The following is a 14,504-nucleotide window of genomic DNA, read 5'->3' as shown; positions in this document are numbered from 1 at the left end:
CTCTACTCCGCTATCGGGGCGACCTGCGATCGCCGCGAGGCCTTGAGTTGGGTCCCCTCGCTGAGGTCGTTGACGACAGTGGTTCCGGCACCGACAAAGGCGCCCCTGCCAATGTGAATGCCGGGGACCAGGACAGCGCCCGCGCCAACAAATGCGTGGTCTCCGACGTGGACGGCGCCACACAACACCGCCCCAGGCGCGATCATCGAGCCGGCGCCGATCGTGCAGTCATGATCCACTTGCGCCCCGGTATTGATGATCGCAGCAGGACCGACCACGCTGTCGGCCTGGATGATGGCGCCGGCCATCACGACGGCACCTGCTTCGATCCGTGCCGAGGGCGAGACGATCGCGCTCGGATGGATCAACGAAGGCACGCGCGCGCCGGCTGCGGCGAGCCGCACGAATTCGCGCCAGCGGATCTCGCCCTCGCCGATCGCCGGAAACAGGTCGTTCTGTTCAAGCCAGGACGGGTCCGCGGTCAGATCGGCACCGTTGCCGAGCAGCGGAGCGCCAAGATTTTCCTCGCCCCGTTCGCTGCGGGGAGCGAGGAAGCCGGCGATCTCCCAGCCCGCCGCGCGGGCGAGTTCGGCGATGACCTTGGCATGGCCGCCGGCTCCCAGCAGGATCAGTCGGTTCGCTCGCGTCATGCCAGATCCTCAAGCGCGAGCAAGGTATTCTCGGCGATGTCGCGGCGAAGCGTGCGACCGACGACCAGTCCCTCCATTCGAGGGGGCAGGCCGGTGCCGGGACGCAGCAGCGTGAGATCCTCGGCCGTGAGCCTGTGGCCGGCCGCGAGATTGCGGGAGACGGCGACGCTCCGCCGGCCGAGTTGCCGCGCCGAGGCCTCGCAGGGCTGGGGTGCCTTCACCGGGCTTCCGAGCGCCTGTTCGACGCTGCGGATGCCGGCGACCATCGCGGCGAATTCGGTCGGTTCCAGGGACGCCTTGTGGTCAGGGCCGGGCAGGTTGCGGTCAAGCGTCATGTGCTTTTCGATGACGCAGGCACCAAGCGCCACCGCTGCGATCGAAACGGCGATCCCGTCCGAGTGGTCGGAATAACCCACCGGCAATCCGGTCACGTCGGCAAGCGCGGGAATGACCCGCAGATTGAGTTCGTCGGACGGTGCCGGATAGCAGCTCGTGCAGTGCAGGAGCGCGATATCCTCGCTGCCGGCCTTGCGCAGCGTCTCCACGCCGAAGGCAACCTCCTCGAGGTCGCACATGCCGGTGGAGAGTATGACCGGGCGCCGCTTGGCGCCCATATGCGCCAGGTAGGACTGGGAAATGCAGTCGGGCGACGGCACCTTGAACGCGGGCACGTCGAGCCGGTCGAGCATGTCGATGCTCTCAACGTCGAAGGGCGAGGAGAGGAAGATGATGCCTTCCGCACGGCACTGCTCGAGGAGAACGAGATGGGCCTCTTCGCTGAGTTCCAGCGCGGAGAGCATGGCGTGCTGATCGGTCAGGTTGGTATTGGCCTTCTGGTAGGCGGCCGTTGGCGTGGCGCGCACCACCAGCCGGTCCGCCCGGAACGTCTGGAACTTCACCGCATCGGCACCGGCGTCGCGCGCCGCGGTGACGAGCTTTGCCGCGAGCTCCGGATCGCCGTTATGGTTCACGCCGATCTCGGCGATGATGAAACAAGGGTGGTTCCGGCCTATGCTTCTATCAGCGATGGAAAATGACTTGTTCATACCAGATACTCTTGGAAAGGGGCGGTTACGAAAAGGGAGGCGGGCAGGTCCTCGTGGCGGCGGATGCCTTCGCGGCCCTTGGCAATAACGTCCGCGATGATAGTGGTCAGGCGATCGAAGGTCGAATTGTCGAACAGATGGGGATTCTTCGCCATGAAGTCCTTTGCACCGGACTTGGCATCTCTGCCCAAGGTCATGGCCTCGAGGATGGCGGTCTTCGTCTCCTGCTCGGTGCCGCAAAAAGGAATGCCGAGGATTTTGTCGTATTCCGTGGGATAGACAACCCCGGCCCTGCCGACGATCGCCACGTTACGCTCCAGCACCACCGCTTCCAAGGCCGTGACGCTGTAGGCCGTAAGCACAAGTTCGCTGGCGATCAGCAGGTCCTTGATGTCGACGTCGGCCACGAAGCAGACTTGCGTGGCATTCTCCTCACTAATGACCTGACGATAGCGATCGACGTGGCCGGAGCCTTCCTCGGGATGGGTTTTCAGCATGACACGCACCGGCATATCGAGTGCCATGACTGCACGTATAATCATCCTCCAGACTGCAAGGATGTGATCTGCAGGCATTGGCTGGGTTGGCACCGCGATCACCGGTGGATCACCCTCATGCAGGCCTATCCGCCGACGTGCCTCCCGACGCGAGGCGATCGGGTCATAACCGAGAGGCCGCAGGATTCGAGGTGAGCCAAACGGGTAACAGCGATTCTTGGGTATGCCAAAGTACCGATCATACTCCTCCGTATAATAGTCGGAATAGACTGCTGCATAGTCGCTGAGGACCGTGCCGTAGCGGCAATAAGCGGCATTCAGGCAATGAGGTTCGACGGCGATAGTCGGTATTCCGGCTTCGCGCGCCAGCGTGGTGAACTGCGCATTGCGCGGGGTCCGCACGGGGGAGATCGCGATGGCAGAGTAATTTTGTTGCTCGAAGAGCGCGGCAATAGCGCGAGCGTTCCCCATAATGTTCAAAATCGCTTGCGCCAATCCGTCCGTGAGCAGGAAATCAATTGCCGAAGACACCGCATGATCCTGCTGGTTGGCCCAGAGCAGCGCCTTTACCGTGTCGTCTACCACTACATTAAACTGGTCGGAGAAGGCCTTTATGGCCGCCCGGTCGGGGGCCGGGGCTGCCAGCTTCAGATAGCCCGGCTGACGGCCTTTTGCGGACGTCGCCAGAAATGGGTCCTTCTGTGCTAACGCCAGAGATTTCTGCAGGCCGGTCGCGCTTCCTAGAGTGAGAATGACGTCGACATTGTAGCGGGCGTGAAGATGCGTTGCCATCTGGAACGCGGTTGGGCCATATGCGCGGCCCTCTTGCGCAATGAACGCAATTGTCTGGCGATTCGGCATATGACTCGTCGTCGTGGGTGCCGAGACCTTGCTTGCTGCCTCCAAATATTGCCTGACGGTTTCCGGCGCGGAGTGATGGGCATCCGGTCTTGCACTTTCTTTCAGAGAGGCAATATGCGCAAGGATCGGCGCTGAACTCCCGACGGACGCGTGTCGTCGCATTTCAGAAACGCGCGAGGCGAATTTTGTCACGGTATTAATCTTGCGGGATCGGCAGCAGCCCGTGATACGCGGATCTCGCCAAAGCGTGGCGTCAGAATAGAACAATCGGTACAGCTCAAACCCGTCACCGAACGAGACGATCACGCTGTCGAAAGACGGATCAACGACTGCCCGATACACCCCTTCGAGACGCAATGCCTTGAAGAATACCTTGTCAGCGAGGTCGAGCGTCAGGTCCTTGCCGAAGCCCTCGAGAGCTGGAACAAGCTCGCCTAGCCAAGGCGTGTTCGCGATGAAACTGTTGCTCAATGCCTCCGCCGCGCCAAGGGTCTTCTGGTGAAGCTCGAAATACCGTTGGTGGAAGCGGTCCACGCGAGAGCGAGCGTGCTCGACGTTGATTTCGCAGTCCGGAATTTCGGCCTGAATGGCGCTGAGGTCGATCCGCCCGTATAGATCCCGGTATTGCAGCAGGGTGATCTTTTCCGCTCCGGCCGCAAGGCTCTTGATCGCCGCCGGCGACAGTTCTTCATCCATGATGATGAGGCGGCTCTTGCTCGGCTGCGGCTTCAGGTCCTTCACGCTACTCAGGCCGCGGCCAGGGGTCCCTGTCTCGAAGAGCGGCCTGGGGGTCAGTGAGAGAAGCAAGGACGGCCAGTCCACCGATGAATTGACGCGGGCGTCATTCATGTGCTCGGCGATCACCTTGAGTGCAAGTTCGATGTCGCCACGATCGAGAAGGGTGGAAACCAGCGCCACCGATGCATCGGCGCTCTTGGCGGCGGTCTTAATGATAGCGGGGAGGGATGCTGCGACCTTGTCGGTGCCGGGGCGATTGGCCCCCGTGCCCACCAGAAGATTGCTGTAGTCTTGAACTCTCGGCCGGGCGGACAGATAGTCGAATGCGAAGGCGTCGGCCGCATCCTGCCCTTTGCGCGACCTGATCTGCTCATGGAACCAGAGAATGCGGGCCTGCGTCCTGCGGACGATCGGAGAATGAATGAAATAGCTTCCAGCTGCCTTGGCCCCGAGCAGTGCCAGTAGGATTGTCAGGGAGAAGCGGGAAAACTTTCGTTCGATCACGCCCAGGTAGTCGACAATTGATTTCAACACCGGCCTCCTTCTCGAAAACATGCCCGCGCAGTTCCGCACCGGGTTACATCGGTAGTCACAAACAGCCGAAACTGAGGGCCCGGATCTCCTGCCGGGCTTGCGTCTCGGCGCGGTCGCGGCCGTTCAGCATCAATAACTGGAGATTTTCGAAATCTCCCGACGCGCCCGCTCCAGGTCGGCAACCTGGCCGATGTCGCACCAATATTCCCGCAACGGGAATACGGCCGCAGCGCTCGGATCCTTCTGCATGAGGCTGTCGAAAAGCGAAGGCATGTCGAAATATCCGCTGTCGGGAAGCAGATCCAGAATAGCCGTGTCCAACACGTAGATGCCACTGTTCACATAGTGGCGATGCATCGGTTTTTCCTCGATGCCGACAAAGCGCCCGCCGGCTTGCGCCACCACGCCGTAAGGCACCTGGACGGTATATTCGCGCAGGCACATGGTTGCGTCGACGCCCGTCTCCAGATGATAGTTGGCTATGGCCGCAAAATTGGCGGCGGTCAGGAGATCGCCGTTCATAACGAAGAACGGTCCTTCGAGATCCCTTGGAAGCAGGCGAAGGCTCCCGGCAGTCCCCAGACGTTCCGTCTCCTCGAGGTAGACGATCTGCGCGCCGAAGGCTCGCCCATCGCCGAAATGCTCCTTGATCACATGGGACAGGTAGTTGACGGAAATGTAGAACCGGTTGAAGCCTTGGCTGACGAACCGCCGGATGATGTGTTCGAGGATCGGTCGCCCGCCGACATCGATCATCGGCTTGGGAATGTTGTCGGTAAACGGCCGCAGGCGTGTGCCAAGCCCGCCGGCCATCAGCACGACCGGCAGTTCGTGGCTGAACGGGTTGGCGACGAGATCCTCGGTGCGGTAGAGGCCGACGACGAAGCCGCCCTCGTCAACCACCGGAAGACGCGTGATGCGCTCGTGACTCAACAGGGTCCTGGCGAGTTCTTCCCGGCTTGCCGTGCGTTTGCAGACGGTCGGCTTGTCGTTGAGGATCTGCGATACCTTGCCCGAAAGATCGACCCCCCTCAGGATCGCCCTGCGGATGTCGCCATCGGTTACCACGCCTAGAAGGCGTCCATCGTCATCGACGGCGATGGCTATCTGTTGCGCGCCGGCATCGATGACGCGGATGGCATCCAGGATGCTCGCTTCCGGTCTGACCAGAAGCGGCTCGGCCGGATGCAGGACCGGCTTCAGAGACAAATCATCGTGCATTGGCATCCTCTGGCAAATGTTCATTTTGCTCCGTCACGACTAGCGGGGAGTATCCCTTCTCAAATCAATCGAACAATTACAACCGCCGACATTGGTTCTCATTCACATTTGTAAGCGAGGAACCGGCCAGCCGATTTGCGCGGCCTGTGGAGGCACAGCATCATCGCCAACGTCGTTTCCAAAAGAAACACTTTGATGACAAATGAGAATGAAATTTCAGTTTCTTGTATATTTCTAATTTGTGATCCTCTGGGGTCAAGCTATTCCTGTGCCTACCGCCATGTCCATGATCCGGTGACGAGGCGAATCTTGCGTAGCTGTCTCACCCAATGGCTGAGCATATCGCTGGGTCCATTGTCCAAATTTGGGCGGAACTCCATGATCCTGTGCAACGTCGCCTCGCAGGTGGCGTAGGTTTTGAGCTCCCAGTCCCAGTAGAGCGGGTATTTCAGCAGCGTGCCGGCGACCAGTTCGTCAAGGGAGAGCTTGCGCGAGCGGCGTTCAAATGCCTCCGCGCCGGTCATGTCCTCGGTGAGGCCCCAGCCGGCGTAGAACGGCACGCCATGGACAATGACGCGTTTGCCGCGCAGGAGCGCGTCGTAGCCGGTCAGCGAGGTCATGGTGTGGATCACGTCGCTGGCCTCGATACAGCCGATCACCGAGTGTCGGGTTTCAACATGGTCGGCAAGGGCCGCCGTCAGGCTCGGTGCGACATGGCCATTGCGATTGCCCGATGCAACGTCCGGATGCGGCTTGTAGACGATAAAGGCATTCGGATGGGCGGCCCGCGCGGCGGTCAGAAGCTCCGCATTGGTCCGGATGCCGGGACAGCCGTAGCGGATCGAAGCATCATCCTCGACCTGGCCGGGCACCAGAACCACCAGACGTTCGCCGCGTCCCCAGTCCGGCGTGTCCGGGGCGCCGACATTGTATTTCGTGATGCTGTTGTCGACAATTGTCCGGCGCAGTTCGGCGGCGCGTGCAAGATCGCTCTCGGTGAACTCGACTGCGTTCAGGATCTCTTCCAGATCGGAAGGGCGGCCCGGGTCGAAATAGATGCCGCGCGAATCCAGCACGATCGAGAACGGTCTGATGAAATCGGAACCGAGACCGACCGAGCGGATGAAGCCGTCCTCCATGTGCACGATCCGTGCCCCCGTTTGCGCCGCAAGGGCCTCGAGACCGGCGGGAAGGTCCCGGCCCCATACGACCAGGCAGTCGGTTTCTTGCGGCGCGAGCGCGCGTGCGGCCGTCAGGTTGGCGACGAAATGCACGCGGTCCTGATGGAGTGACAGCAACGGGCGCAGCGCGGCGGCCTTCCAGCGGCGGAAGCCGAGGCAGATCATGCGCCCGGAATGGCGCGCCGCCATCCGTTTCTGCAGGATGAGCCAGTCGATCACGTCGAAGATGGAGCCGCGCGTCCGGGTAACGGGATCGAGATAGGTCGTGTAGTGGAAATAGGCCGCGGCAAACAGTTCCTCGATGGTCCGATACCGGGTGCGGCGCTCGCAGCGCTGTCGGTCATCGGTCACGCCCCAGCCGGCATACCAGGGCAATCCGAAGACGGTGACCGGCTTGCCTGCGAGCAGGGCCTCGAAACCCATGGTGGAGGTCACCGTGTAGACGCCGTCCATCGTCTCGATCAGGCTGATCGGATTGATCGGGTGGCGCAGCAGGACGGTGCGCTCGTCGTCAAGGATGTGGCTGAGATAGCCGCGCTTCCGGCCGGAACTGACTTCAGGATGGGTTTTGACGTAGATGGTCGCGTCGGGGTTTTCAGCCCGCGCTGCGGCCAGCATCGCCTCGAAGGTCTCTGGTCCGGCCCCGCCCATGGCGACGCTGTTGTCGCCTGCAGTCTGGTCGATGACGAGGACACGCCGGATGTCGTCCTTCCGGAGGACTTCTTCATCGAGATCGGGCGCGTGATTATACTTGCTCAATCGGTTTTCGAGGATCAGGGCCCTGGCCCTTTCGACATCCGCTTCCAGACCGGCAATCAGGTCGACCTCGGAATTCAAGAGCTTTTCCAGCGAAGACGGCCGGCGGCTGTCATAATAGATGCCCTCCTCATCCCGCACGATGGAAAGAGGTGGTGAGTTCTGCCCGGCGAAGTAGGAGCGCAGGAAGCCGTCCTCGAGGAAAAGGGCAGGGACATCCAGGCGGGCGGCGATCTGCGCCGCGCTCAGACCACTTGGCTTGGTGCCCCAGCCGGCGACGGCAACGAGATCCGCCGCCGCCAAGCGAGACGAGACGCGACAGACCTGGGCGCCAAGAAACACGTCGATAAACGGAATTGACAGAATGCCGCTCGACGTGACGCCGATCTTGCCTGTCGCGGATGATTTCATGAACTGCGTTCCACATCCCATTTGCGGCGACCGGCACCGAAAACCTGAAGGGAGCCCGCTGCATGCGGTTTCCTACGACGACCACTTAATGCTTCGGATCGATGGCGGCAAGCGCAAGACCGGCGCGCGCGGGACGTCAGCTGGCTTGTGGGGATAGGTGCTGCGCCGTTAGGGAATCGATTTCATCACCCGGCAATCAACAGCGCGACATAGATCACCACCGTGGCGATCAGACCGCGGAAGGCGAAGGACACGAACCTGTACTTCTGTCGGCAGATCAACGACAGCACGTCGGCATTGCGCATGTATTCGTTGAAAAGATAGTTGATGTCGGCCTTTTCCGCTGCCTGTTCGAGCAGCGGCCGGTGATGAGCCCATGTGCCCCAGAACAGCGAGGATGATGTCTTAATGTGCCGGGGTAGCACCACCAGCAAGGCGGACAGGATCGAGAAGGTCGAGGCGAGCGCGAGCATGGCGGAAAGGCCGTTGACGACGATGTCGCGCTCCAGATAGCGGGCAATGGTGAAGACATTGCGGACCTCGCTGGAGGTAACCAGAAAGGCCAGCATGAAGGTGAAGATATAGGCGGCCTTCTGGTCGGATATCTTCACCTGATCGTAAAAGACGTCGTTTATCTTCTTGACGTGGTTGAAATATTCCTGATTGACATCGCCGATGGTGATGGGGGTCTCGATCAATTCTGTCGGTGTGGTGTCGAAGTCGCTCAAGGTCCGCCGGCTCCAGTTCTTTCCTGTCTTCCTGTTAATACACTGCTGTTGGAAAGCAAGTCATGTCTCGTGAAGATGCTTGACTCGTCTTCCGGAAATGGCCACTTCTGGGCGCATGTGGGGGCTTTTTACTAGATCCGGTTCCGCAGCCATGGTGCTGCTTGTGGGGGCGAGTTGGCCGTGTTTGCCGGCCCGTGCGGAGCCTGTCGTGCGCGCAGCTGATTCGGTGGCATCCGTTATTGCGCGCAAGGTCGGCGAGGAAGTCCGCTTCATCGACGTGTCGAGCTGGCGCTTCGTCGATCTCCAGCAGGACCTGCTGACCGGCGACGTTCTGCGCACCAATGCGACGGGCCAATTGGCGATCCTGTTTGCCGACCGCACGCAGATCCGCCTCGGGCGCAATTCATCTCTTCGCGTTCGGCAGATGACGCCCGGCAGCGACGCGGTACTCGAGCTGGAGACCGGAACCCTCTGGGCGCGCGCCGAACGCGGCGGACCGGGCGTCGAGGTGGTGACGCCGGCGGCAACCGCGGCGATCCGCGGCACCGACTGGACCATGACGGTGAAGGGGGCCGAGACCTCGCTCACCGTACTCGAGGGCCTGGTCGAGCTCAGCAATCCGCAGGGCAGCGTCCAGGTGGCCGAGGGCGAGGCGGCGGCCGCGACGATCGGCCAGGCGCCGCGCAAGATCGTCATTGTCGATTCGGACGACCGCGAGCAGATGCTGTTTTATCTGGCGCCGCGCAACGCTTTCAATTTCATGCCGGCCTCGCCGCTGCCGGTCGCCGACATGCGGCGCCAGGCGGATCGCATCGCAGCCATTCCGCCTGATCGGCGCAGCACAGACGACCTGCTGGTTCTCGCCGAGACGCAGCTTTCGCTGGAAGGCCGCGAGGCGGCGAAGGAAACCCTGGCGCTCGTTCGTGCCCGGTCATTGTCCGAGGCGGAGCGGGCGCGGGCCGATCTCGTCGAGGCGATCATCGCCGCGGCCGAGATGCGCTATGACGAAGCGGAAAAACTCTTCGAACGCGCCGGCCGAAGGCTCGATGCGCGCCGCAGGGATGTTGCCGAATATGGCCGTTACTACGCGCGTTCGTTGGCCAATCCCAACCGCAGCGAGCCCCAGCCGCGCCCCGCGTCGAGCCCCTATGGCGCTCTGCTCCAGGCCTATGCCGCCGGCTTCCTTCAGGACATCCGCGCGGCGATCGACGTGATCAAGGAGGCCGAGCGGCGCCATCCGGACGATCCGGCCCTTCCGGCCTATCGTGCCCAACTGGCGCTGTTGCTCAACGATCGTGACCAGGTCCGTGAGGCGATCGACCGGTCGCTTTCACTCGATCCTTCGGAGCCGACTGCGCTGGAGGCAAGGGCGAACTATCGCGGCGGCTTCGAAAGCGACCTCGACGGGGCGCTTGGCGATCTACAGGCGGCGGTGAAGATCGCGCCGGGCTCGACCTCGATGTGGAACGCGATCGGCGAGATCCAGTCGGCGCGCGGCGACATGCGGGCCGCTGAAGCCGCGCTGAAGAGGGCCATCGCCCTCGATCCCCAGGATCCGGTGTCGCATGGCAATCTCGCCATCCTCTATCTCGACCAGTCGCGGGTGGAAGAGGCCCGGCGCGAACTCAAGCTGGCGCTCGCCGCCGATCCGACCTTCGACATCGCGCTCGTGGCCCGTGGCCGCTACCACATGCAGACCGGCGAACTGGACAAGGCGGTCGACGACCTTCTGGCCGGAACCGTCTCCAACCCCGCCTATGCCCAGGGACAGATCCTGCTCGCCGCCGCGCATTACGAGAAGGGCGACCGGGTGCCCGCCGAGCAGGCGCTCGACAATGCCGAACGACTGGACGACAACGATCCGGTGATTTCTTCCTTCCGTACGGCGGTTGCGATCGACGACTATGATTCCGAGGGCGCGATCCGCAACGCACAGGAATTCCTGCGGCGCGCCAAGGCGAGAGGCGGCAATTTCGGCTCGCTGAGTGCCAATCAGGACGCCGGCTCGACGCTGAACAACGCCTTCCGCCTGCAAGGGCTGAACGCCTGGGGCGAATATTACGGCGACGCCGTGTTCAGCCCGTTCGCCGGCAGCGGTTACGTTGACCAGACGGTTCGCGGCAGCGCCAATCCCTTCGCCAACGGCTACGCCCATGGCGGCAATGTCGTCACCAACGGGCAGAACAGCCTCAGCTACTCGTCCTTCATCCAGGGCCTGCTGCTCGATCCGCACATGTTGTCCGGCCGGTCCCGCTCGGCCAACCTGATCCGCCGTCCCTTCTTCGAGGGCGCGCTCGGCGGCGGTTTCACGCAAGGTAATGGCGACACCGGCTATGTGGCGGAAGGCGAGGCACAGGGCTTCAGCAATCTGCCTTTCCCGATCAGCTTCTATGGCAATGTCGAGTGGGAGACGGATTTCGATCAGCGAACCGGCGCCCTCGACCTCGACACCGAGGAGCGCCTGCTGCGTGGCAACGGCTATGTGACCGCCAGTCCGAGCCCACATGACCGCATCGTCGCCTATGTCAATCATTCGGATACTGCGACGGAGCTGGACACGGCTCTCGGGGCAATTCCTCTGGGGATAGAGACCGACACACGCCAGACCAATGCAGGCCTTGGGCTCAGCCATACGATTGGTTTTGAGAATGTCGTCAACGCCGCGGTGTTCTACAGTGAGATAAAGGCCGAGAGCGAGGATACGATTACCTTTCCTGCCGTGCCCATGACGTCGGAATCCTCCCAGAAGACCTATGTCACTGCAGTCAGCCATTCGGTTGGTATGGACGATCTCACCTGGCGCTATGGCGTCGAGGGCGGCTGGATCGAGACCTATAACCAATCTTGGATCCTCGGGGTGCCGACTATCGCGGAGCCCGACGAGAGTGCCACCTACGGCCGCGTCTATGTCGATCTGCTGCACGAGATCACGCCTGATCTGAAGGCCGAATATGCCCTGTTCGGCACCTTCCTCGATGGCGACGATGACGACGTGGCGCGGCTCGAGCCGCGCGTGGGTGTGGCCTGGGCGCCGTCCGACCAGCACTGGCTGCGTGCCGCCTATTCGCGACAGAGCCTCTATGTGAATACCCCGACGCTCTCCCCGGTCGGCGTGCTTGGCCTGCAGCCGAACGAGATTTCCACCGGGCTCGACGGTTACGTCGACACGGTCGCCCTGCGCTGGGATGCGGAGTGGACGCAAGACTTCTTCACCTCGGCCGAGTTCCAGCATCAGGCGATCGAGGAGCCACGCATCGCCATTCCGCTTTCGGCTGCACCATTTTCGGCCTCCGAAGGCCGGATCGATCGCGGCAGCCTGACGGCGAACCTGCTCATCGGCCATGGTTTCGGCCTGTCCTCGACGTTCGCCTATTCGACGTCCGAGAACGAGGACCCGACATCCGCGACCTATGGCGGGCCCTTGCCCTTCGTCCCGGACTGGGCGGGGCAGGTGGCGCTGACCTGGGTCAACGGGGCCAATGTCTCGGCGACGCTCGCCGCCAACTATATCGGCGAACGCGACAGCGAAACCGGCGACACCTTGGACGATTACTGGACGCTCGATGCCAACCTCACCTGGGAGCCGTTCGACAAGCGTTTCGCGCTCGAACTCGCGGCCTTCAACCTGCTCGACGAGGATTTCGAGGTGAATAGCGGCGTGCCCGGCTGGGGTCCCACCTACACGGGTTCGCTGAAAGTCCGCTTCTGATGGCAGCCGGATTGCCGTCGAGCCTGGCTTCGCGCCCGACGCTGGGGAGCCGCCGGGTGCAACTGGCCCTGCTCGCCGCCGCCGTCTTCCTTTCGGTAGCGACGCTCACCCGTCTGCCCGGATGGCCGCTGGTCGATGCACGCGCCTTCGACTATCTGTCGACGCTGTGGCACGAGCCTCTGCCGGACGAGGGACCGGTGATCGTTGCCATCGACGAGCCGTCCTTTGCCGACCTCAATGCGCAATGGCCCTGGCCGCGCAGCGTTCATGCCCGCCTGGTCACGGCCCTGCGGGCCGCGGGCGCCAGGGTGATCGCGCTCGACATCATCTTCTCCGAGCCGACGACAGCGGCCGAGGACGCCGCGCTGGCTGAGGCGCTTGGGCCCGACGTGGTGCTAGCCGGAGACGAGACCCTGATCTCGTCTTCCCAGGCCGACCAGTTCGTCCGCACATTGCCGCTTGGCCTCTTCACCGATACGGGGGCCAAGGCCGGCATCGCCTCGATCGCCCTTGGCGGCGACGGCGTGGTCCGTGAACTGCCGAGCCTCGACGACAGTTTCGCCGCCCGTATCGCCGAGACTGCCGGCCTGCCGACAAGACTGCCGGAGAGCGGCACGCTGATGCAGGCCTTCGGCGGTGCGCGAACCTATCCTACCGTGTCCTATTATCAGGCGCTCGACCCGGAAAACCTCCTGCCGCCGGACACGTTTCGCGATCGCGTGGTCATCGTCGGGCTCAGCCTGCAGAACACGCCGACCGTCACCGGGGGCGGCGCCGATGCCTTCGCCACCCCCTATACCGTCCACACAGGGAGGCTCGTGGCCGGCGCCGAGATCCACGCCACCATCTTCGACAACCTGAAAACGGCAAGCGGCATAATCACAGCCAGTCCGCGCCTCGCCCTTGCCCTGCTGTTGCTCTCGTCGCTTGGCGCCGTCGCGCTGGTCTGGCGCGGCACCGGATGGATGGCGGTGATCGGCGTTGTGGCGGCCGTTCTCGGCTTCTCGGTGGCGAGCTATCTGGCGCTTCGCTTCGGCCGGGTCTTTACTTCGCCGATCGCCCCGTCGCTTGCTTTCGTGGCGATTGCGGCGGGCCAGGCGACGCTTGACTATGCCGCCGAACGGCGCAGCCGGCGGCAGATCACCCAGGCCTTCGGCCAATATCTTTCCCCGGACCTAGTGGCGCGACTGGCCGAGGATCCGGGCCAGTTGAAGCTGGGAGGGGAAAAACGCACACTGTCGGTGCTGTTCTGCGACGTGCGCGGTTTCACCACCATCGCCGAAGGGTTGAAGGACGACCCCGAGGAATTGACACATCTGATCAACCGGCTGCTGACGCCGCTGTCGGATGTGGTTCTCGCCCATGGCGGGACGATCGACAAATATATCGGCGACTGCATCATGGCCTTCTGGAACGCACCGCTGGAAAACGAGGCCCATGCCCACGAAGCCGTTGCGGCCGGGCTGGACATGCTGGCCGCCATCGATCGCCTCAATCTCGAACTCGAGGCCGAGGCAAGGGCTGAAGACAAGGTCTTCATGCCGCTGCGCATCGGCATCGGCATCAATACCGGAGAGTGCGTCGTCGGCAATATGGGCTCGACGCGGCGGTTCGACTATTCGGCGCTCGGCGATGCAGTCAACCTCGCCTCGCGGCTGGAGGGCGCCTCGAAGCAGTTCGGCGTTCCCCTTCTGCTTGGGGAAGTGACCGCCGCCCTGGTCGCCGACCGCTTCCCCGTGCTCGAACTCGACCGCATCACGGTGAAGGGACGCAGCATCGGCACGGCGGTCGCGACCGTGCTTCCCGGGACCGACCACGCCGCCCTTGCCCTGCATCGCCGCTTCATTGCCGCCCGCTACGCCGGCAATGTCCCCGAATGCCGCCAACTCGCCGACAACCTCGCCGAAGCGATCCCGGCGCTTGCCGGGTATTATCGGCAAGGATCGGGGAACTGAGGGGGGAGGCCACCGGCTAACAGGGCATCGACAGGACGGGCGATCTCCCCCGGCGGCTTGTCTGCGAACCGCTCGGCGATTTTCTGCCGAATCTCTGGGACTGCGGAGATTAGAGCAGCAGACGCAGTGCGATTGTTTCCTATCGCTTGGCCATGAAGCCACAGGCTCTCGTCCACGTTTGCTGCGTCGTCAGAACATGTATGTCGGGGAACCACGT

The 14,504-nt window shown here is 62.8% G+C and carries 8 protein-coding genes; 2 read left to right on the top strand and 6 right to left on the bottom strand.

Features of this window, described 5'->3' with window-relative positions; genetic code table 11:
* Window positions 1-2: 2 nt before the first annotated feature.
* From DYZ14_RS13540 to DYZ14_RS13515, 6 genes are all read right to left on the bottom strand, one after another.
* On the bottom strand, window positions 3-650 hold the full coding sequence (locus DYZ14_RS13540) for an acetyltransferase (RefSeq protein WP_154721169.1): 648 nt from the start codon (window positions 648-650) through the stop codon (window positions 3-5).
* Window positions 647-1,696, bottom strand: a complete 1,050-nt coding sequence (gene neuB, locus DYZ14_RS13535) for an N-acetylneuraminate synthase (protein WP_154721168.1) — start codon at window positions 1,694-1,696, stop codon at window positions 647-649. Before neuB ends, DYZ14_RS13540 begins: the two co-directional genes overlap by 4 nt.
* Window positions 1,693-4,323: a hypothetical protein gene (locus DYZ14_RS13530; protein ID WP_154721167.1), complete on the bottom strand. Its 2,631-nt coding sequence runs from the start codon at window positions 4,321-4,323 to the stop codon at window positions 1,693-1,695. The genes neuB and DYZ14_RS13530 overlap by 4 nt, the downstream gene beginning before the upstream one ends.
* A 132-nt stretch (window positions 4,324-4,455) precedes the next feature.
* A complete protein-coding gene (locus DYZ14_RS13525) occupies window positions 4,456-5,547 on the bottom strand; it encodes a nucleotidyltransferase family protein (RefSeq protein ID WP_210209293.1) in 1,092 nt (363 codons plus the stop codon).
* A 272-nt stretch (window positions 5,548-5,819) separates the two neighbouring features.
* Window positions 5,820-7,895, bottom strand: a complete 2,076-nt coding sequence (locus tag DYZ14_RS13520; protein WP_154721166.1) for a capsular polysaccharide biosynthesis protein — start codon at window positions 7,893-7,895, stop codon at window positions 5,820-5,822.
* 185 nt (window positions 7,896-8,080) lie between these two features.
* Window positions 8,081-8,623: a Pycsar system effector family protein gene (locus DYZ14_RS13515; protein ID WP_115668354.1), complete on the bottom strand. Its 543-nt coding sequence runs from the start codon at window positions 8,621-8,623 to the stop codon at window positions 8,081-8,083.
* A 115-nt stretch (window positions 8,624-8,738) separates the two neighbouring features.
* Here DYZ14_RS13515 and DYZ14_RS13510 point away from each other — a divergent pair, with 115 nt between their 5' ends.
* Complete coding sequence (locus tag DYZ14_RS13510) at window positions 8,739-12,332, top strand: FecR domain-containing protein (protein ID WP_154721165.1); 3,594 nt, start codon at window positions 8,739-8,741, stop codon at window positions 12,330-12,332.
* A complete protein-coding gene (locus DYZ14_RS13505) occupies window positions 12,332-14,287 on the top strand; it encodes an adenylate/guanylate cyclase domain-containing protein (RefSeq protein ID WP_154721164.1) in 1,956 nt (651 codons plus the stop codon). Before DYZ14_RS13510 ends, DYZ14_RS13505 begins: the two co-directional genes overlap by 1 nt.
* Window positions 14,288-14,504: the final 217 nt, after the last annotated feature.

The sequence above is a fragment of the Ciceribacter sp. T2.26MG-112.2 genome (genome assembly GCF_900492205.1).
Lineage (GTDB): Bacteria > Pseudomonadota > Alphaproteobacteria > Rhizobiales > Rhizobiaceae > Allorhizobium > Allorhizobium naphthalenivorans_A.
Note: the sequence above shows the minus strand (reverse complement) of the source record. Positions and strands in the feature narration are given on the sequence as shown.

What these genes read in the sequence shown, in the direction of transcription:
- neuB (WP_154721168.1), bottom strand. Translation starts at nt 1,696, where the DNA reads ATGAACAAGTCATTTTCCATCGCTGATAGAAGCATAGGCCGGAACCAC.
- DYZ14_RS13520 (WP_154721166.1), bottom strand. Translation starts at nt 7,895, where the DNA reads ATGAAATCATCCGCGACAGGCAAGATCGGCGTCACGTCGAGCGGCATT.
- DYZ14_RS13505 (WP_154721164.1), top strand. Translation starts at nt 12,332, where the DNA reads ATGGCAGCCGGATTGCCGTCGAGCCTGGCTTCGCGCCCGACGCTGGGG.
- DYZ14_RS13525 (WP_210209293.1), bottom strand. Translation starts at nt 5,547, where the DNA reads ATGCACGATGATTTGTCTCTGAAGCCGGTCCTGCATCCGGCCGAGCCG.
- DYZ14_RS13510 (WP_154721165.1), top strand. Translation starts at nt 8,739, where the DNA reads ATGTGGGGGCTTTTTACTAGATCCGGTTCCGCAGCCATGGTGCTGCTT.
- DYZ14_RS13540 (WP_154721169.1), bottom strand. Translation starts at nt 650, where the DNA reads ATGACGCGAGCGAACCGACTGATCCTGCTGGGAGCCGGCGGCCATGCC.